The 18321-nt window shown below is 73.9% G+C and carries 14 protein-coding genes and 6 pseudogenes; 13 read left to right on the plus strand and 7 right to left on the minus strand.

Annotated elements, in window-relative coordinates:
* Window positions 1-111 precede the first annotated feature (111 nt).
* From QIY60_RS22970 to QIY60_RS22985, 4 pseudogenes are all read left to right on the plus strand, one after another.
* A pseudogene (locus QIY60_RS22970) lies at window positions 112-904 on the plus strand (segregation/condensation protein A); the annotation flags it as partial.
* Window positions 905-954: 50 nt separating this feature from the next.
* A pseudogene (locus tag QIY60_RS22975) lies at window positions 955-1524 on the plus strand (SMC-Scp complex subunit ScpB).
* Window positions 1524-2678: pseudogene (locus QIY60_RS22980) on the plus strand (pseudouridine synthase). Before QIY60_RS22975 ends, QIY60_RS22980 begins: the two co-directional pseudogenes overlap by 1 nt.
* A gap of 166 nt (window positions 2679-2844) precedes the next feature.
* Window positions 2845-3353, plus strand: a pseudogene (locus QIY60_RS22985) (adenylyltransferase/cytidyltransferase family protein); the annotation flags it as partial.
* Here the strand turns inward: QIY60_RS22985 and QIY60_RS22990 are convergent.
* Entirely contained in the window at window positions 3311-3490 is a 180-nt protein-coding gene (locus tag QIY60_RS22990; protein ID WP_283146154.1) for a hypothetical protein, read from the minus strand. The pseudogene QIY60_RS22985 and the gene QIY60_RS22990 overlap by 43 nt on opposite strands.
* A 115-nt stretch (window positions 3491-3605) precedes the next feature.
* On the opposite strand from QIY60_RS22990, the pseudogene QIY60_RS22995 reads away from it, so the two are divergent.
* From QIY60_RS22995 to QIY60_RS23005, 3 genes and pseudogenes are all read left to right on the plus strand, one after another.
* Window positions 3606-4341: pseudogene (locus tag QIY60_RS22995) on the plus strand (NUDIX domain-containing protein).
* Window positions 4338-5363 (plus strand): ADP-ribosylglycohydrolase family protein, encoded by a 1026-nt coding sequence (locus tag QIY60_RS23000; protein WP_283144109.1) that lies wholly within the window; start codon window positions 4338-4340, stop codon window positions 5361-5363. The pseudogene QIY60_RS22995 and the gene QIY60_RS23000 overlap by 4 nt, the downstream one beginning before the upstream one ends.
* Before the next feature lie 3 nt (window positions 5364-5366).
* Window positions 5367-6118 (plus strand): annotated as a pseudogene (locus QIY60_RS23005) (nucleotidyltransferase domain-containing protein).
* Here QIY60_RS23005 and QIY60_RS23010 read toward each other — a convergent pair.
* Window positions 6047-6784, minus strand: a complete 738-nt coding sequence (locus QIY60_RS23010) for a nucleotidyltransferase domain-containing protein (protein WP_283144110.1) — start codon at window positions 6782-6784, stop codon at window positions 6047-6049. The pseudogene QIY60_RS23005 and the gene QIY60_RS23010 overlap by 72 nt on opposite strands.
* 17 nt (window positions 6785-6801) lie before the next feature.
* A complete protein-coding gene (locus QIY60_RS23015; RefSeq protein ID WP_283144111.1) occupies window positions 6802-7275 on the minus strand; it encodes a Rieske (2Fe-2S) protein in 474 nt (157 codons plus the stop codon).
* A 407-nt stretch (window positions 7276-7682) separates the two neighbouring features.
* Between QIY60_RS23015 and QIY60_RS23020 the strand changes: the two genes are divergently transcribed.
* From QIY60_RS23020 to der, 5 genes are all read left to right on the plus strand, one after another.
* The gene (locus tag QIY60_RS23020; RefSeq protein ID WP_283144112.1) at window positions 7683-8114 is read left to right on the plus strand and encodes a YidB family protein; all 432 of its coding nucleotides are present in this window, start codon (window positions 7683-7685) and stop codon (window positions 8112-8114) included.
* Between the two features lie 95 nt (window positions 8115-8209).
* Window positions 8210-9295: a prephenate dehydrogenase gene (locus tag QIY60_RS23025; RefSeq protein ID WP_283144113.1), complete on the plus strand. Its 1086-nt coding sequence runs from the start codon at window positions 8210-8212 to the stop codon at window positions 9293-9295.
* A gap of 68 nt (window positions 9296-9363) precedes the next feature.
* Window positions 9364-10107, plus strand: coding sequence for a (d)CMP kinase (cmk, locus tag QIY60_RS23030; protein ID WP_283144114.1), 744 nt, complete (start codon window positions 9364-9366; stop codon window positions 10105-10107).
* 53 nt (window positions 10108-10160) lie between these two features.
* The gene (locus QIY60_RS23035) at window positions 10161-10748 is read left to right on the plus strand and encodes a lysophospholipid acyltransferase family protein (RefSeq protein WP_283146039.1); all 588 of its coding nucleotides are present in this window, start codon (window positions 10161-10163) and stop codon (window positions 10746-10748) included.
* Between the two features lie 71 nt (window positions 10749-10819).
* Window positions 10820-12274, plus strand: a complete 1455-nt coding sequence (der, locus tag QIY60_RS23040) for a ribosome biogenesis GTPase Der (RefSeq protein ID WP_283144115.1) — start codon at window positions 10820-10822, stop codon at window positions 12272-12274.
* A 41-nt stretch (window positions 12275-12315) separates the two neighbouring features.
* Here der and QIY60_RS23045 read toward each other — a convergent pair whose 3' ends face one another.
* Window positions 12316-12708: a hypothetical protein gene (locus QIY60_RS23045; protein ID WP_349253942.1), complete on the minus strand. Its 393-nt coding sequence runs from the start codon at window positions 12706-12708 to the stop codon at window positions 12316-12318.
* A gap of 328 nt (window positions 12709-13036) precedes the next feature.
* Window positions 13037-13810 carry a hypothetical protein gene (locus QIY60_RS23050; protein ID WP_283144117.1) on the minus strand — a complete coding sequence of 258 codons (774 nt, stop codon included), beginning with the start codon at window positions 13808-13810 and terminating at the stop codon, window positions 13037-13039.
* Window positions 13811-14338: 528 nt separating this feature from the next.
* On the opposite strand from QIY60_RS23050, the gene QIY60_RS23055 reads away from it, so the two are divergent.
* Window positions 14339-15061 carry a transglycosylase family protein gene (locus QIY60_RS23055; protein WP_283144118.1) on the plus strand — a complete coding sequence of 241 codons (723 nt, stop codon included), beginning with the start codon at window positions 14339-14341 and terminating at the stop codon, window positions 15059-15061.
* Window positions 15062-15168: 107 nt separating this feature from the next.
* Here the strand turns inward: QIY60_RS23055 and QIY60_RS23060 are convergent, their stop codons facing one another.
* Together QIY60_RS23060 and QIY60_RS23065 are read right to left on the minus strand one after the other, a co-directional pair.
* The gene (locus tag QIY60_RS23060) at window positions 15169-15828 is read right to left on the minus strand and encodes an ATP-binding cassette domain-containing protein (RefSeq protein WP_283144119.1); all 660 of its coding nucleotides are present in this window, start codon (window positions 15826-15828) and stop codon (window positions 15169-15171) included.
* A gap of 22 nt (window positions 15829-15850) precedes the next feature.
* Entirely contained in the window at window positions 15851-18319 is a 2469-nt protein-coding gene (locus QIY60_RS23065) for an ATP-binding cassette domain-containing protein (protein ID WP_283146040.1), read from the minus strand.
* Between the last annotated feature and the right edge of the window lie 2 nt (window positions 18320-18321).

Below are 18321 nucleotides of genomic sequence, written 5' to 3' on the forward strand. Positions count from 1 at the left end.
CGAGGTCCCGGCCCCTTCCTTGGAGGCTGCGGGCCGTCCTGGGCCGGTCGCGCAGTTCCCCGCGCCCCCGGGGGTGGGCCGGAGGCCGACGGTTCCGCGTCCGCCCCCGGTGACGGGCGCTTCACCGTTCGGCTCGCCAACTTCGAAGGGCCCTTCGACCTTCTCCTCCAGCTCATCTCCAAGCACAAGATGGACGTGACCGAGGTCGCGTTGTCCAAGGTGACCGATGAGTTCATGGCGCACATCCGGGCCATGGGGGCCGACTGGGACCTCGATCAGACCACCGAGTTCCTCGTCGTCGCCGCCACCCTGCTCGACCTCAAGGCCGCCCGGCTGCTGCCCGCCGCCGAGGTCGAGGACGAAGCCGACCTGGCGCTGCTCGAGGCGCGGGACCTGCTGTTCGCGCGGCTGCTCCAGTACCGCGCGTACAAGCAGATCGCGGACATCTTCAGCGAGCGGCTCGACAGCGAGGCGCGCCGCTATCCCCGTACCGTCGGCCTTGAGGCGCACCACGCCGAGCTGCTGCCGAGGTCGTCATCAGCATCGGCGCCGACGGGTTCGCCAAGCTCGCGGTCAAGGCCATGCAGCCGAGGGCCAAGCCGCAGGTGTACGTCGATCACATTCATGCCCCGCTCGTCTCCGTGCGGGAGCGAGCGGCTGTCGTCGTGGCGATGCTGCGGGCGTGCGGGGACGTGAGTTTCCGGGAGCTGACCCTCGACGCCCCCGACACCCTCACCGTCGTCGCCCGCTTCCTCGCCCTCCTGGAGCTCTACCGCGAGAAGGCCGTCGTCCTCGACCAGGACGAGGCGCTCGGGAGCCCATGGTGCGCTGGAGCGGCGGCGACGGGGACCAGCCCGCCGTCACGGACGAGTTCGACCAAGTTGTGGAGGCGGAGACGGCGTGATCGACGAACCCGAGCAGCTCGCGCTCAAGCCCGCCCTTGAGGCCGTTCTCATGGTGGTCGACGAGCCCGCGACCGAGGAGCACCTGGCGAAGGTGCTGGAGCGGCCCCGCAGGGCCGTCGCGGACGCCCTGCGGGAGCTGGCGGACGAGTACACCGTCCAGGGCCGCGGCTTCGAGCTGCGGCTCGTGGCGGGCGGCTGGCGGTTCTACAGCCGGGCCGAGTACGCCCCGGCCGTCGAGGGCTTCGTCCTGGACGGGCAGCAGGCCCGGCTCACCCAGGCGGCCCTGGAGACCCTGGCGGTCGTCGCGTACCGCCAGCCGGTGAGCCGGTCCTGGGTCTCCGCGGTGCGCGGGTGAACTGCGACGGGGTCATGCGGACCCTGCTCCAGCGGGGTCTGGTCGACGAGGCGGGCACGGAACCCGAAACAGGTGCGATCCTGTACAGGACGACGAACCACTTTCTGGAGCGGATGGGCCTGCGCGGCCTGGACGAGCTCGACTCGCTCCCTTCCTCCCCGAGGCGGACGCGATCGAGGCCGAGACCCTGGAGGGTGTGCCGTCGTTCGATCCGGACGCGCTGGACGCCCTGAAACCCACGCAGACGACAAGACGGAAATTTGATGCGAAGCAGCGGCGGTAACAGCAGCGGAAACAACGGCGGGAGCCGTGGTGGCAACAGCGGCGGCCGCGGCAGCAGCGGCGGTGGCGGCCGGGGCGGTGCCGAGCCGGCGGCGCCGGCGGCGGTCCGGACGGCCAGCGCCAGGGCGGCGGCCCGCGCCAGAGCGGCAGCGGCAAGCAGCGCCCGCCGCGCCCCGAGGAGCGCACCTACGACGTGGGCGGCGACGCCCCCGCAGCGGTCGCGGCTCCTCCGCGCGCGGCGCCAAGGGCGGCCTAAGGCGCCCCAGGGCGGCACCCCGGTCCGCCGCGGCCCGCACGGCCAGCGCATGGGCCAGGCGCGTCCGCGCGAGCTCGACGCGAAGATCGAGCAGCGCAACCGCGACCGGTACGCGGACAAGCCGGACATCAAGCTCCCCAAGACCTTCCTGGGCGCCGAGCAGGAGGGCGAGCGGCTGCAGAAGGTGCTCGCCCGCGCCGGCACGGGCTCGCGCCGCGCCTGCGAGGAGCTGATCGAGCAGGCCCGCGTCGAGGTCAACGGCGAGATCGTGCTTGAGCAGGGCATGCGCGTCGACCCGGAGAAGGACGAGATCAAGGTGGACGGCCTGACCGTCGCCACCCAGTCGTACCTGTTCTTCGCGCTGAACAAGCCGCCGGCGTCGTCTCCACCATGGAGGACCCGGACGGCCGCCGGTGCCTCGGCGACTACGTGACCAACCGCGAGACGCGGCTCTTCCACGTCGGCCGGCTCGACACCGAGACCGAGGGCATCATCCTGCTCACCAACCACGGCGAGCTGGCCCACCGTCTCACCCACCCCAAGTACGGTGTGAAGAAGACCTATCTGGCCGCCATCACGGGCCTGCTGCCGCGCGAGATCGGCAAGCGGCTCAAGGAGGGCATCCAGCTGGAGGAGGCTACGCGCGCGCGGACGCGTTCCGGGTCGTCCAGCAGACCGGCAAGAACTACCTGGTGGAGATCGAGCTCCACGAGGGCCGCAAGCACATCGTGCGCCGCATGATGGCCGAGGCCGGCTTCCGGTCGAGAAGCTCGTCCGGGTCTCCTTCGGCCCGATCGCGCTCGGCGACCAGAAGTCCGGCTGGCTGCGCCGCCTCACCAACACCGAGGTGGGCATGCTGATGCGCGAGGTCGGCCTGTAGCCGCCCTGATTTACGAAGCCCGGCCCCCGACCGACGGGGGCCGGGCTTCGTGCTGTGCGCCATGTCCGGCGTATATGCCGTACGCCCCGTTGTGCGCGCCCCTGTCCCGCCTTTATAGTCATCATGCTATTAAAAAGCGGCAGTGCGACGGGAGGGGGTGGCGGCGATGAAGCGGTACGGACACGGTCTGGTGATCGGCACGTTCTGCCCGCCGCACGCCGGCCACCACCACCTCGTACGGACCGCCGAGGACCGCTGCGAGGCGCTGACCGTGCTGGTGTGCACGGCGGCCGGGGACTCGTGGCGGCCCGGACGCGGGCGCGCTGGATGGCCGAGGTCCATCCGCGCGTCCGCGTCGTCCGGTCGGTCCGCTCCGTGCGCACCGCCGGGAGGGTGGACGCGGTCTTCACGTCCGAGCGGCACGGGGACCGGCTCGCCGGGCCTTCGGCGCCGAGCACGTGTGCGTCGACCCCGAGCACGCGCTCTTCCCGGTCTCCGGCCGCCGTGCGCAAGGACCCGGTGGGGTGCTGGGACTTCCTGGAGCAGCCCGTACGGGCCCGGCTGACCCGCCGGGTCGCCGTGCTCGGCGCCGACCTGGCCGCCACGACCCTGGCCCGCTCGCTGGCCGAGCGCTACCAGCGGCGGGGCGGGGTCTGGGCGGGCACCCGGTGGGTGCCCCGGTGCGGGGCGGCGCGGGAGGAGCGGCGGCGCGCACCGGGGCACCGGTGCTCTTCTGCGCGGCGGGGACCGCCGGCGCCGAGCGGCACCTGTGGCTGCTCGCGGGCCCGCAGGACGGCGGGCTGCTCGGCCACGGCCGCAAGGTCGTGCTGCGGGGCGAGGGTCCTGCGGCGCTGCTGGGGCCGCCGTCGACGCGGTCGACACGTTCCTGGGCGAGAGCTGGGGCCTGGACCGGCCGCCCGCGGGGCGATGGTGAGCGCGGTGGGCCCGGCCCAGAGGCCGGAGGGCTACGACCCGTACGCCTTCGAGCCGTTCGCGGTCACCGTCGACCTCGCGGTCTGCACGGTCCGCGACGGCGGGCTGCACCTCCTGCTGATCCGGCGCGGCGAGGAGCCGTACAAGGGCGAGTGGGCGCTGCCGGGGTTCGTGCTGCCCCGGGAGAGCGCGGGCCAGGCGGCGCGGCGCGAGCTGGCCGAGGAGACCGGTCTCGGACGACGTGGTCGCGGGCCTGCACCTGGAGCAGCTGCGCACCTACAGCGAACCCGACCGCGACCCCGATGCGGGTGGTCTCGGTCGCGTACACCGCGCTCGTACCGGATCTGCCGGAGCCGCACGGAGGCGGCGACGCGGCGCACGCGCAGTGGTGCCGTTCGGCGCACGGGAGTCTCGCCTTCGACCACGAGCGGATCGTGGCCGACGCGCGCGACCGGATCGGCGCCAAGCTCGAATACACCTGCCTGGCCACGGCGTTCTGCCCGCCCGAGTTCACCCTCGGCGAGCTCCAGCAGGTCTACGAGACGGTCTGGGGGACCGCCCTCGACCGCCCAAACTTCCGACGCAAGGTCCTCGCCACGCCCGGCTTCGTCGAGCCGGTGGCGGGCGCCGCGCGCTGACCGGCGGCCGGGGCAAGCCGGCCGCGCTGTACCAGGCGGGCGTGGCGACCGCGCTGCACCCGCTCCTGCGGCCGGAAGGACGACCCTCATGACCAGTCGAGTGAACAGCCGGGCGAAGCAGGCGGCGACCGGCTCGCTGATCGGACTCGCGCTCGGGGACGCGCTGGGCTTCCCGACCGAGTTCATCGGCGTGCCCGCGATCCTGGCCAAGTGCGGGCCCTGGCGCGAGATGCGGCTGCCGGCGCCCGCGATCGTCACCGACGACACCCAGATGACCCTGGCGGTCGGCCACGGCATACGGGCCGCCATGGACCGGGGGCTGCTCGACGCGCGCCGCCTTGAGCCGCCGGTCCGCGAGGGGTTCGTGCGCTGGTACCACTCCCCGGAGAACAACCGGGCGCCCGGCCGCACCTGCATGGTCGCCTGCGGCCTCCTGGACACCGACCTGCGCTGGCAGCAGGCGAGCCAGCTCGGCTCCAAGGGCTGCGGCGCCACCATGCGGGTGGCCCCGGTCGGCCTGGCGCCCGGTCTGAGCGAGGCACAGCGGGCGGGCGCGGCCCAGCTCCAGTCGGCCCTCACCCACGGCCACCCCACGGCGCTTGCGGCCAGCGACCTGACGGCCCGGGCGGTCTTCCTGCTGGCCCAGGGCGCGGACCCGGTGGGCCTGGTCGGCCAGCTGCGCTCGTACGCGTACGAGAACCGCACCCGCTACCACGACCGCTGGCTCGGCGACCTGTGGACCTACGCCCACGACGAGACGCCCGCCGCCTTCATGGCCCGCGGCTGGGACGAGTGCCTGGACGCCCTGGACCGCGTCCTCAAGGCCCTGCACAACCCGTCCCCGGAGACCGACCCGTGCCTGGAGACGGGCGACGGCTGGGTCGCCGAGGAAGCCCTGGCCACGGCCCTGGTCTGCTTCCTGCTGTTCCCGGACGAGCCCCTGACGGCCCTGCGCCGGGCGGCCTGCACCAAGGGCGACTCCGACTCCATCGCCTGCCTGACCGGCGCCTTCGCGGGCGCCCACCCAGGGGCGGCGGCCTGGCCCAAGGAGTGGGCGGAGCGCATCGAGTACCGCAGCGAACTGCTGACGCTCGGGGCGCTCTGGGATGCTTGATCCATGACGGATCTCCAGGCCATCGACCTCGCGGCCGTGGTGCGCGAGCAGCCCGACCCGCTGCTCTTCGCCACGGTCTCGGGCGCCCACCTCTACGGCTTCCCCTCCCGGGACTCCGACGTCGACCTGCGCGGCGTCCACCTGCTCCCGGTCGAGGCGCTGCTCGGGCTGCGCGAGCCGGAGGAGAGCCGGTCCCTGATGTGGGACCGGGACGGCGTCGAGATGGACCTGGTCACCCACGACCTGCGCAAGTTCGTCCGCCTCATGCTGCGCCGCAACGGCTATGTGCTGGAACAGCTGCTCTCGCCGCTGGTGGTGCACACGAGCGACGCGCACGCGGAGCTGGTGGCGCTCGCCCCGTCCGTGCTGACCTCGCACCACGCCCACCACTACCGGGGTTCGCCAACACCCAGTGGCGGCTGTACGAGAAGACCGGCGAGCTGAAGCCGCTGCTCTACACCTTCCGGGTGCTGCTCACCGGCATCCATCTGATGCGCAGCGGCGAGGTGCAGGCGGACCCGCCCACGCTGCTCGGCGAGGTGGCCGCGCCCGCCTATCTGCCCGATCTGATCGCGGTGAAGGCCGAGGCCGAGCACGGGGCCGCGACCGGGCTCGACCCCGAGCGGGTGGCGGGCGACGTCGAGGCCCTGCACGGCGTGCTCGACGGGGCGCAGGCGGACTCGCTACTGCCCGACGCCGCCGCCGGACACGACGCGCTGCACGACTTCGTCGTACGGGTACGGCTGGAGCGCTGACTCGCGGCGCACCTGGAACAGGAAGTCCGCCACGCGGGCCCCGTCCGGCTCCTGCGGGAGCGGGCTGCGGGTGGCGGCCTTCGTGGTTTCCTCGGCCAGGCCGGTCATCCAGGCCTCGACCTCGGGCCACGGGACCTCGCCGCGCTTGACCGCCAGAGGCGGTCGCGGGGGGCCCACCTCGATCGTGAGGGTGCCGGTGCGTACGAGGTCGCGGCAGCTCGTCATCAGGCGCACCAGGTGCATCGCGTGCTTCCAGCGCGGGGCACCGTACTGGCGTACGTCCGCCTCCAGCTTCTTGCGCTGGCTCAGCGCGTAGCCGGTGAAGGTGGCGTGGGCGCGGCGGGAGAGGAACGCGTCGCGCAGGGCGAGGAGCTCCCGGCCGGTGTCGTCCACCTGCTCGACGAGCGGGGAGTGCAGGCACTCCAGGATGTTGGGGTTGGCGCGCAGGGCCAGTTCGCAGAAGCGTTCCAGCTCCCAGCTGAACTGCTCCTCGGCCGGGCCCTCCACATGGGTCGGCGGCTTGTCGAAGGCCCAGAAGAGGGGGGTCGGGGCCACGTAGACGCCCCGGCGGTCGGTGTCGCTGGCGGCGGTGGCCAGACCGAAGGCGCGCGAGCCCATCACACAGGAGTAGACGGTGTGGTCGCGGACCAGCTGTTCGGGCGTCATCCGCCGATTGTCCCTGGTCAGGCCAGGTGGATCGAGCCGTTTTCGACCGTGATCCGCTCGGGCGGGAGCGGGCGGGGGGCCGGGCCCGCCGCGACCGAGGCGTCGGCCACGCGGTACTTGCTGCCGTGGCAGGGGCAGTTGATCGTCCCGCCGGCGACGTCCTTGACCGTGCAGCCCTGGTGGGTGCAGACCGCCGAGAACGCCTTGAAGGTGCCCGCCTCGGGCTGGGTGACCACGACCTTCTTGGCCGCGAAGACCTTGCCGCCGCCGACCGGGATGTCCGACGTCTTCGCCAGGGCGTCGCCCTGCGGGGGCGCGGAGGACGGCGTCGGAGTGTTCGGGGCCGCCGCGACCGGGGGAGAGGCCTCGGCGGTGCCGGGCGTGCTGCTCGTACCGCTGCTCTTCTTGTCGTCGCTGCTGCCGCAGCCGGCCAGCGCGGCCGTGCCCGCGGCGACCGCGAGCACCGCGCGGCGGGAGGTTGGCGTCGTCATGGGCAGCATCTTGGTGCAACCCCGCGGCGAATCCCGTGACGCGCGCGTGCCGTACGCCCTATGGCCCAACCCAGGCCCCTCCCCGCCTCTTCCCTAAACCCTCCGGGGGCGGGGTGGGCTGAGGCGCGCTTCCCGGGTCTGCGTTCGTCTGCGAGCCGTCGTGGGCTGGTCGCGCAGTTCCCCGCGCCCCTATGAATGCCGCTGCGCGGCAATCCCCGGGGGCGCCCCGGAGGGGCGCACTTAAGGGGCGCGGGGCTGTGACATTTGCGGCTCCGCCGCGCGGGCGCGAGCAACCCAGCACGGCCCGCAGAGGGAATCCGTCCCAACGGTGACCGGCCGAGTGGCGCGGCCCCGGCGCCCCGGGTGACATTGACCGTGTTCCCATCCACCTCTCGAAGGGCAGGACCATGGCGGGAAACGATCTCGGCGGCCTTCTGGGCGGCCTCCTCGGCGGCGGCAGCGGCTCCGGGGCCTCAGGCGGCGGCAACGTCCTCGGCTCGCTGCTCGGAGCCCTCATGGGCGGTGGCGGCGGCCAGGGCGGCGGCGGCAATCCGCTCGGCGGGCTCATGGACATGCTCACCAAGTCCGGCCTCGCCGACCAGGCCCAGTCCTGGGTCGGCTCCGGCGACAACCAGCCGGTCAGCGGCGCGCAGATCCAGCAGGCCGTGCCGGACGAGACCCTGCAGAAGGTGGCCGAGCAGGCGGGCATCACCCCCGAGCAGGCCGCCGACCAGATCGCGCAGTCGCTGCCCCAGGCCGTCGACAAGCTCACCCCCGGCGGCGAGCTGCCGCAGGCGGGCACCTCCCTGGAGGACCTGATCAAGCAGCAGAAGCTGTAGCGCCGTGCCCGGGCGCGCACGGGGCTGACTAGGCTGAACGGGCAAGCCCGTACGTCCGCCCCGGCGCAGCCGCCGCACTTCGCAAGGATCACTCCGTGAGGACCGCACTCGTCATCGGTACCGGCCTGATCGGTACGTCCGCCGCGCTGGCCCTCGCCGCCCGCGGCGTCGCCGTCCACCTCGTCGACCACGACCCGGGCCAGGCCCGCACCGCGGCCGCGCTCGGCGCGGGGACCGACGAGGCGCCCGAGGGCCGGGTGGACCTGGTGATCGTCGCCGTGCCGCCCGCCCACGTCGCCGCCACCCTGGCCGAGGCGATCCGCTCGGACGCGGCCCGCGCGTACATCGACGTCGCCAGCGTCAAGGGCGGCCCGCGCCGCGAGCTGGAGGCGCTGGGCTGCGACCTCGCCTCGTACATCGGTACGCACCCGATGTCCGGCAAGGAACGCTCGGGCCCGCTCGCCGCCACCGCCGACCTCTTCGAGGGCCGCCCCTGGGTGCTCACCCCGACCCGGGACACCGACACCGAGGTGCTCAACCTCGCCCTGGAGCTGGTCGCGCTCTGCCGCGCGGTGCCCGTGGTGATGGACGCGGACGCCCACGACCGCGCGGTGGCCCTCGTCTCGCACACCCCGCAGCTGGTGTCGTCCATGGTCGCCGCTCGCCTTGAGGAGGCCGACGAGACGGCGGTACGGCTGTGCGGGCAGGGCATCCGGGACGTCACCCGGATCGCCGCCTCCGACCCCCGGATGTGGGTCGAGATCCTCTCCGCCAACCCCGGCCCGGTCGCGGACGTGCTGGCCGGAATCGCCTCCGACCTGGACGAGACCGTACGGGCGCTGCGCTCCCTGGAGTCCTCGGACGAGCAGAAGCGGCGCGGCGGCGCGGCCGGCGTCGAGGACGTGCTGCGGCGCGGCAACGCGGGCCGCGAGCGCGTCCCCGGCAAGCACGGCGCCGCCCCCACGGCGTACGAGGTGGTCGCGGTGCTCATCAGCGACCAGCCCGGCGAGCTGGCCCGGATCTTCGCGGACGCGGGCCGCGCCGGGGTCAACGTCGAGGACGTGCGCATCGAGCACGCGACCGGCCAGCAGGCGGGCCTGGTCCAGCTGATGGTCGAGCCGGCCGCGGCCCCGGGCCTGACCGCGTCCCTGCGCGAGCGCGGCTGGGCGATCCGGCAGTGAGCCCGGCTCGGCGCCGCCGGGCGGGGATCTGGGCGCACGTATGAGCCAGTAACCTTGTACGGGGGCGGATGCCTGCCCGCCCACCCCGTCCCCGTACCAGGAAGGTGTCCGTCACCGTGGAAAGCGCCGCCCGGACCGCCCCGGCAGCTGTGATCGTCGCCATCGACGGCCCTTCCGGCACCGGCAAGTCCAGCACCTCCAAGGCGGTCGCCGCCAAGCTGGGGCTGAGCTATCTGGACACCGGCGCCCAGTACCGGGCGATCACCTGGTGGATGATCACCAACGAGATCGACACCGACGACCCGGCGGCGATCGCCACCGCGGCCGCCAAGCCGGTCATCGTCTCGGGGACCGACCCCGGCGCGCCGACCATCACGGTGGACGGCCTCGACGCGGCCGGCCCGATCCGTACGCAGGAGGTCACCGCCAAGGTCAGCGCGGTCAGCGCGGTCCCGGAGGTGCGGGCGCTCATCACCCAGCTCCAGCGGGACATAGCGGCGTCCGCCCCGGCCGGGATCGTGGTCGAGGGCCGTGACATCGGCACGACCGTGCTGCCCGACGCCGACCTGAAGGTGTTCCTCACCGCCTCTCCGGAGGCGCGCGCGGCCCGCCGCAGCGGCGAGCTCAAGGGCGTGGACGTGGCCACCACCCGCGAGGCCCTGCTGAAGCGGGACGCGGCCGACTCCGGCCGCAAGACGTCCCCGCTGGCCAAGGCGGACGACGCCGTCGAGGTGGACACCACCGAGCTCACCCTCGACCAGGTCATCGAGTGCGTGGTCACGCTCATCGAGGAGAAGCGGGCCGCCAAGTGACAGCTCCAACGGAGCGCGGCGCCGAGGTAGGGCGCCGGATCGGCGTCGGCCTGATGTACGGGCTGTGGAAGCCCAGAGTGCTCGGGGCCTGGCGGGTACCGGCCAGCGGCCCGGCCATCCTCGCCGTCAACCACGCGCACAACATCGACGGGCCGATGCTGATGGGGACCGCGCCGAGGCCGGTGCACTTCCTCATCAAGAAGGAGGCCTTCGTCGGGCCGCTCGACCCGTTCCTGCGCGGGATCGGGCAGCTGAAGGTGGACCGGTCGACCGTCGACCGGACCGCGATCGACCAGGCGATCGGCGTCCTTGACGACGGCGGGGTGCTCGGGATCTTCCCCGAGGGCACCCGGGGCGACGGCGACTTCGCCTCGCTGCGCGCCGGGCTCGCCTACTTCGCCCTGCGGTCGGGGGCGCCGATCGTCCCCGTGGCGGTGCTGGGAAGCACCGAGCGCAGGGGGCGGTTGATAAAGGCGCTGCCGCCCCTGCGCAGCCGGGTCGACGTCGTCTTCGGCGACGCCTTCGAGGCCGGGGACGGCAGCGGCCGCAGGACCCGTACGGCGCTGGACGAGGCGACCGTACGCATCCAGGAGCGGCTCACCGGCCACCTGGAAAACGCCAGGCGCCTCACCGGGCGCTGAGCGAGACTTGAGACTTGAGTAGTGGACCGGACGCCCGGTCCATCGATGACGCAGAACGAGGAACGGACTTCATGAACGACCAGCACGACCACGGAGCGCTTGGCGACGCCGAGTACGCGGAGTTCATGGAGCTCGCCGCGGAAGAGGGCTTCGACATCGAGGACGTCGAGGGCGCGATCGAGGAGGCGGGCCACGGCCCGCTGCCCGTCCTCGCCGTCGTCGGCCGCCCGAACGTCGGCAAGTCGACCCTGGTGAACCGCATCATCGGCCGCCGCGAGGCGGTCGTCGAGGACAAGCCGGGCGTCACCCGCGACCGCGTCACCTATGAGGCGGAGTGGGCCGGCCGCCGCTTCAAGGTCGTCGACACCGGCGGCTGGGAGCAGGACGTGCTCGGCATCGACGCGTCCGTCGCCGCCCAGGCGGAGTACGCGATCGAGGCCGCCGACGCCTGTGTCTTCGTCGTGGACGCCAAGGTCGGCGCCACCGACACCGACGAGGCCGTCGTCAAGCTGCTGCGCCGGGCCGGAAAGCCCGTCGTGCTGTGCGCCAACAAGGTGGACGGCCAGTCGGGCGAGGCGGACGCCGCCGCGCTGTGGTCCCTCGGCCTCGGCATGCCGCACCCCGTCTCCTCGCTGCACGGCCGCGGCACCGGCGACATGCTGGACGCCGTCCTGGAGGCGCTGCCCGAGGCGCCCGCGCAGACCTTCGGCGGCGCGGCCCCCGGCGGCCCCCGCCGCATCGCGCTCATCGGCCGCCCGAACGTCGGCAAGTCCTCGCTCCTGAACAAGGTGGCGAAGGAGGACCGCGTCGTCGTCAACGAGCTGGCCGGCACCACCCGCGACCCGGTCGACGAGCTGATCGAGCTCGGCGGGGTGACCTGGAAGTTCATCGACACCGCGGGCATCCGCAAGCGGGTCCACCTCCAGCAGGGCGCCGACTACTACGCCTCGCTGCGCACGGCCGCCGCCGTCGAGAAGGCCGAGGTGGCGGTGATCCTGATCGACGCGACCGAGAACATCAGCGTCCAGGACCAGCGCATCATCACCATGGCCGTCGAGTCGGGCCGTGCCATCGTCGTCGCGTACAACAAGTGGGACGACCTCGACGAGGAGCGCCGCTACTACCTGGAGCGCGAGATCGAGACCGAGATGCAGCAGGTGGCCTGGGCCCCGCGCGTCAACGTCTCGGCGCTGACCGGCCGCCACATGGAGAAGCTGGTCCCGGCCATCGAGACCGCTCTGGCGGGCTGGGAGACGCGCGTCCCGACCGGGCGGCTCAACGCCTTCCTCGGTGAGATCGTCGCCGCCCACCCGCACCCGATCCGCGGCGGCAAGCAGCCGCGCATCCTGTTCGGTACGCAGGCGGGCACCAAGCCGCCGCGGTTCGTGCTGTTCGCCTCGGGCTTCCTGGAGCACGGCTACCGGCGCTTCGTCGAGCGCCGGCTGCGCGAGGAGTTCGGCTTCGAGGGCACCCCGATCCACATCTCGGTGCGGGTGCGCGAGAAGCGCGGCAGCAAGAAGAAGTAACCCTTTCGAGGCAACCCCCTCGGGGGCCGGGGCCTAGGGCCTCACAGGCCCCGGCGCGGGGCGGGCGGCAGTGCTGCCGGGAGCTGGTGGAGCCCGGTGTGCTGCCGCCCTGTCGTCTGCCCGGTGCCGCCCCCGCCGCTCGCCGCCCCGCTGAGCTGCCAGGGCGCGCCGCTGTGCGCGGGGTACGGGTGGAAGCTGGGCACGGTCTGGGGGTGCGGCACCTGCGGGTGCACCGGCTGGGCGTGGTGCTGGTGGGCGCCGCGGAAGCCGAGGGAACCGGAGTGCCCGAGGGCCGCGAAGCCCCGGAAGCCGAGGTCGTCCTCGTTGCTCCGGTCGCCCGGCAGGGCTCTGAAGGAGCGGCGGTACTCCGAGTACAGCGCGTCGTAGATCGGCGTGGCCGAGTGGCCGCCCGAGAAGTCCTGCGCGGGTCGCATGGAGGGGATCTGCGACTGGTACGGCTGGCGGGAGGGCTCGTATGCGTGCACGTCTGTGCCAACGACCCCGACGGCTCTCGGATGCGGGCTGACGTCAGATATCACGCATCACCGGATGCACGGGGTGTTCCGGGTGCACGCGGGGCGCTCACGCGGTGCCGGACGCGATGGCGTCTCTTCTGGGGTGCGTGAGCCGACCGGGCGGCCGCCTGCGCGTGGCGGGGCCAACGGATCCGGGGCCCGGGCCGGTACGCGGTCCGGGCCCCGGGGTCTGGGGCTGCGGGGGCTGGAGTTGCCTGGGTGACCGGAGGCCCGCCGGGCCGTCAGGTCAGGTGCCCGCCAGGGGCATCGCCGCCGACACCAGGGTGCCGTCCGAGGCCGCCTTCTCCAGGGCGTCGCGCAGCAGGTCCTCGCGGGGCTGCTGGCCGATGGAGCCGACCGGGGCCGCGAAGACCAGGACGCGCTGGGTGCGGTTGGCGGCCGCGCGCCAGCCTTCGGTCACCTGGAGCGGCTGGTGGGCCTGCCACCAGGAGACCTGGCTGCTGCCGCCGCCCGTGCCGGGCTGCAGGATCGCGTGCAGCTGGCCCATGGCGAGCAGCACCGACCAGCCGGAGAGCACCGAGGGCATCCGGCCGACGTCGGTGACCGGGACGAAGCCCTGCTCGATCAGGAGCGGCAGGAACTCGTCCGTGGTGCTGCCCGAGCCGGCGCGGGCGATCGGGGCGGTCGGCTCCACGACGAGCGCCGGGTGCAGCGCGCCCTCGATCAGGATGAGGCCGCTGGTGATCCCCAGCACGGCCTGCTCGGGCGCGGCGCCCCCGAACTCGTCGCCGGTGATGGACCGGACGGCCCCCTGGAGCTGCTCCTCGGAGACCTGGACGACCTGGGAGGGGATGCAGGAGGCGTGGGCGAAGGCGAGGACCGCGGTCTCCTCGCCGACGAACAGCACGGTGCTGGTGGCCTCGTGCTCGGAGTCGCCCGGGGTGCGGCAGGAGGTGCAGTCGTAGCTGCCCGGGGCGTTCTCGCCGGCGAGCAGCCGGTCGGCTTCTTCGTCGCCGATCTCGGCGCGGACGTCCTCGCTGACGTCGAGCATGCGCGGCACGGGTGGCTCCTACTGGATGCGTGCGCCGGGTGGTTCCCGGCTCCTGAAAGGACAACGGCGGATCTGTGGCCGGGGTCACGCCCCAGGACGAACGGAATCGAACCACCGGGCGCGGAGGGTGAGTACGCCACCGGAATCTCTCACTCCATGTCAACACATGGCGGCTGCACGGAAGTTGAACCGGTGAGGTGGGTCACAGATCGGGTGGGCGACAGGTCGACAAATCCTGATATCCATCCAACAAGTGGGTGTCCTGAAATCGCTGCTACCCAAGGTAATAGGCAACTGGCCTGGAATGACAAGGCATTGGTTGATACCAGGGTGATCCGGTCCCTACATTCCACGCCGTGTGCACCTAGCACCGCCCGGGCAGCCCGCCCCGTATGGCCGCACGACAGCTACGACTCGTACGACCGCACCACAGGCAAGCGCACGACCCCGGCGGGCGGGGCGGCACGGAACGGGACGCCGGACGCGTCGACGGGCCGTACCGCCTGGGAGTACCGGGTCCTTCGGAAGAGGGACTTCATGTCTGGTTGTACCAGTGGTTCCAGCTCCAAGCGCGGGCGCGGCACGATGGCGGCGATCGGCGCCGCCGTGGTGGCGGCGCCGCTGGCGCTGCTCGCCGTCTCCGCCGGCCCGGCCGGCGCGGCGGACGGTGCGGTGTGGGACCGCATCGCGCAGTGCGAGAGCGGAGGAAACTGGCACATCAACACCGGCAACGGCTACTACGGCGGACTCCAGTTCTCCGCCGGGTCCTGGCGGGCGCACGGGGGCGGGGCGTACGCGTCCACCGCCGACCGGGCCAGCCGGGCCCAGCAGATAGCCGTCGCCACCCGGCTCCAGCGGGCACAGGGCTGGGGCGCGTGGCCCGTCTGCGCCGCCAGGGCGGGGGCGTACGGGCAGGCGCCGTCGGCACCGAAGCCGTCGACGCACAAGCCCAAGCCCAAGCCCGAGCACAAGTCGGAGCCCAAGCGCGAGGCCCGCGACGCCGGTACGCACAAGGCCGGAACAGGTCAGGCGGGGAACGGCCGGGTCGAGGTGAAGGCCGCACCGGCGAAGGCGCCCGAGCGGCCGCCCGTCCGGGCCGACCGGGACGCGCGCGGCGACTACACCGTGCGCGAGGGGGACACGCTCTCCGCCATCGCCGAGGCGCACGGCACCACCTGGGAGGCGCTGTACGCGGCCAACAAGGCCGTCGTCGGCGGCGATCCGGATCTCATCCTGCCCGGCCAGCGGCTCGCCCTCTAAGCCGCACGATCACCGCCCCGCCCGGTCGCCGTCCGGCCGGGCGGGGCTCGCCTGCGCCCCGCGCGCCGACCTCGCCACCCTTCCGGGGAGCGAACGTCCAGCGCCGTTCACTCCGGGGGCAGGCCTGCGATCTCCGCGCTCTCGCCGCTGAAGACCACGGTCCCGCGCCGCAGCCGGTGCACGATCGCCGCGCGGCCGGGCGGCAGCCGCTGCTCCGCGACCACCACGGCCCGCTGCCGCGCGAGCTCGGTCAGCAGGTCGTAGGTGCGCTCGGCCACTTCGGGGTCCATGCCCTGGGTAGGCTCGTCGAGCAGGACGAGGCGGGCGCCGCCGACCAGCGCGCGCGACACCGCGAGCATCCGCTGCTCGCCGCCCGACAGGGTGCCCGCCCGCTGGGGCAGGAGCGGGCGCAGCGCCGGGTAGCCGTCGAGCGCCGCCCCGAAGTCCCCGCCCGGCGCGGCGAGTTCGAGGTTCTCGGCGACGGTCAGTCCGGCGTGCACGGCCCGCGCGTCCGGGACCAGGCACAGGCCGCGGCGCGCGCGGTGGTGCACGGGCAGCCCGGTGACGTCGGCGCCGCGCCACACCACCCGCCCGGCCGTCAGCGTCACCGTCCCCGCCAGGGCGCGCAGCGCGGTCGTGCGGCCGGAGCCGTTGCGGCCGAGCAGGACGGTCAGGGCGCGGGCGGGCACGGCCAAGGTGACCCCGTGCAGCGCCTCCAGCGGGCCGTACCGCACCCGCGCGCCCCTCAGCTCGATCTCGACGGCCATCGCCCGCGGCCTCCTTCCGGCCTCATCCGATCCGGCCCGCCCGCATCACATGGACCTTGTCCGCGATGTCCGCGACCAGGTCGAGGTCGTGCTCGACGACGAGTACGGCCATGCCGTCGGCGGCCAGCGCCCTCAGTACCCGGGCCAGTTCCTCGGCTTCGGCGGTGTCGAGTCCGGCGGCCGGTTCGTCGAGCAGGAGCGTGTGGGGGCGGCCCGCCAGCGCCCGGCCGAGCTCGACGCGGCGCAGCGTGCCGGTGGGCAGCCCGGCGGCGGGCAGCCGCCGCACCCCGCCCGCGAGTCCCATCAGCCGCAGCGCCTGCTCCACCGCCGCCGGGTCGCGCACCCGGCCCTGCTCGGCCCCGATCCGTACGTTCTCCTCCACCGTCAGCGAGGGGAACACCGCGATCCGCTGGAAGGTCCGCGCGATGCCGAGCCGGGTACGGGCGTGGGCCGGACGGCGGGTGATGTCGGCCCCGCCGAACGCGACCCGTCCGGTGTCGGGGCGCAGGGTGCCGCACAGGCAGTGGAACAGCGTGGTCTTCCCGGCGCCGTTGCCGCCGATCAGCGCGGTGACCCGGCCCGGTGGCACGGCCAGGTCGACGCCCGCGAGGACGGTGTACGAGCCGTACGAGAGCCGCACCCCGTGCGCGGCGAGTTCGGGGGCCGCCGCCGGGGCCGGGCCCGCCGGGAGCGCGTACACCTTCCGCGCCGTGGCCGGTGGCGTCTTCGGGGGTCTGCGCCAGCGGGAGAGCAGCTCGTGGGCCTGCGGGAAGCGGCCGACGAGCAGGGCGAGCAGACCGATGGCGGCGGCCGCGACGCCGCCCCGGGTGCCCGCGTCCAGGCCGACCAGGAGGGCGGCCGCGGCCGGGGCGCCCAGCAGGTTGTCCGCGCCGAGCACCACCACCGCCGCGAACCAGAGCAGCCCGCGCACCGGGTCGTACGCGCCCGGGTCGAAGGTGCGCAGCCCCATCGAGAGCAGCCCGCCGCCGAGCGCGGCCAGGGCGGCGCCGACGACGAACGCGACGACCTTGAGCGCGGGGACGGGCACGCCCGCGGCCTGGGCGCCCTCCTCGTGGTCGCGCATCGCCGCCAGGGCGCGTCCGGTGCGGCCCCGGCGCAGGGCCGCCACGGCGAGCAACGCGCAGGCGAGCAGGGCGAGTTCGACGGTGTAGTACGCGCGGTCGTCGCCCAGGCCCGCCGGGCGGGTCAGGGTCAGGCCCGAGGTCGCGTACGGCTGGGCGAAGACGAAGCGGCTGGCGGCCACGGAGACCGCGAGGGTGGCCAGGGCGAGCGCCAGGCCGTGGCGGCGGATCGCGGGCCGGCCCGTGAGCAGCCCCAGCGGGGCGACCAGGAGCACCGCGAGGAGGAGCGCGACCAGCTCCGGCACCGACTGCGAGAGCCGGCCGGTGAACAGGGCGCCCAGGCCCGCGTACGCCGTCTGGCCCAGCGAGATCTGGCCGCCCCGGCCGCTCACCACGACCAGCGAGAGCAGCACGATCGCCAGCGCCGGGACCTGCACCGAGGTGTGCAGATCGGAGCCCGCGAAGCCCAGCGGCAGCAGGAACAGGACGCCCGCCACCAGCCAGGCGGCAGGCGGTATCCGCACCGCGGCGACCGTCGTCCGCGACAGCGCGTCCCGCGTCCCGACGCCCGGCAGCACGAGCGCCGCGACCAGCAGTGCCACCACGAACAGGTTCGCCCCCACGGCCTGGACCAGCGGTTCGGCCCGCCCGGCCGGATGGAGCCGGGTCAGCTGTGCCTGCGCCACCCCGATCAGCAGCGCGGCGCCCACGGCGACCACCACACTGCGCATCCTGGCGATCACCGCGACCGCGATCACCTCGACGACGAGCAGGGGGAGGCCGTACGGGTCGAGGCGCACATAGGGCGCGAGCAGCACACCGGTGAGACCGGCCGTGAAGGCGCCGAACGCCCAGCCGACCGACGCCACCCGGTCGGTGTCGATGCCGCCGAGCGCGGCCAGTTCGCGGTTGTCGACGACCGCCCGCACCTCGCCGCCGAACCGCGTCCAGCGGGTCACCGCGCCCACCAGGGCGGCGAGGGCGGCCACCACCGCGAGTTGGCCCCAGGGCTCGCCGGTCACCAGGGCCGGGGCGTCGGCCCGCGCGCCCGGGCCCCAGATCAGCGCGGCGCCGCCGACGAGCAGCACGAACACACCGATCGAGGCGACCAGGGTGCGGGCCGGGTCGTTGCCCTGGACGGACAGCGGGCGGAAGACCAGCACGTCGAGCAGCACGCCCAGGCCCGGGGCGGCCACCAGCAGGGTGAGGGCGGCGGCCGGGGCGAGCGGCCAGTGCCACTCGACCACGAGCTGGCGCAGTACGTAGGCGCAGACCATGGCGATCGCGCCGTGCGCCAGGTTGAGCACGCCGGTGGCCCGGTAGGTGACGACGAGACCCATGCCGGTGAGGGCCGCGGCGCTGCCGACCGTGAGCCCCGCGAGGGTCAGGTCGTACGTCAGGGACGCCACGG

This window comes from Streptomyces sp. BPTC-684 (assembly GCF_030028635.1).
Lineage (GTDB): Bacteria > Actinomycetota > Actinomycetes > Streptomycetales > Streptomycetaceae > Streptomyces > Streptomyces noboritoensis.

Bases quoted from the DNA above. Each gene is read 5' to 3' on its own strand.
- QIY60_RS23035 (WP_283146039.1), top strand. From the start codon at position 10,161: ATGTACGGGCTGTGGAAGCCCAGAGTGCTCGGGGCCTGGCGGGTACCG.
- QIY60_RS23010 (WP_283144110.1), bottom strand. From the start codon at position 6,784: ATGACGCCCGAACAGCTGGTCCGCGACCACACCGTCTACTCCTGTGTG.
- cmk (WP_283144114.1), top strand. From the start codon at position 9,364: ATGCCTGCCCGCCCACCCCGTCCCCGTACCAGGAAGGTGTCCGTCACC.
- QIY60_RS23055 (WP_283144118.1), top strand. From the start codon at position 14,339: ATGTCTGGTTGTACCAGTGGTTCCAGCTCCAAGCGCGGGCGCGGCACG.
- QIY60_RS23020 (WP_283144112.1), top strand. From the start codon at position 7,683: ATGGCGGGAAACGATCTCGGCGGCCTTCTGGGCGGCCTCCTCGGCGGC.
- QIY60_RS23060 (WP_283144119.1), bottom strand. From the start codon at position 15,828: ATGGCCGTCGAGATCGAGCTGAGGGGCGCGCGGGTGCGGTACGGCCCG.
- QIY60_RS23000 (WP_283144109.1), top strand. From the start codon at position 4,338: ATGACCAGTCGAGTGAACAGCCGGGCGAAGCAGGCGGCGACCGGCTCG.
- der (WP_283144115.1), top strand. From the start codon at position 10,820: ATGAACGACCAGCACGACCACGGAGCGCTTGGCGACGCCGAGTACGCG.
- QIY60_RS23015 (WP_283144111.1), bottom strand. From the start codon at position 7,275: ATGACGACGCCAACCTCCCGCCGCGCGGTGCTCGCGGTCGCCGCGGGC.
- QIY60_RS23045 (WP_349253942.1), bottom strand. From the start codon at position 12,708: ATGCGACCCGCGCAGGACTTCTCGGGCGGCCACTCGGCCACGCCGATC.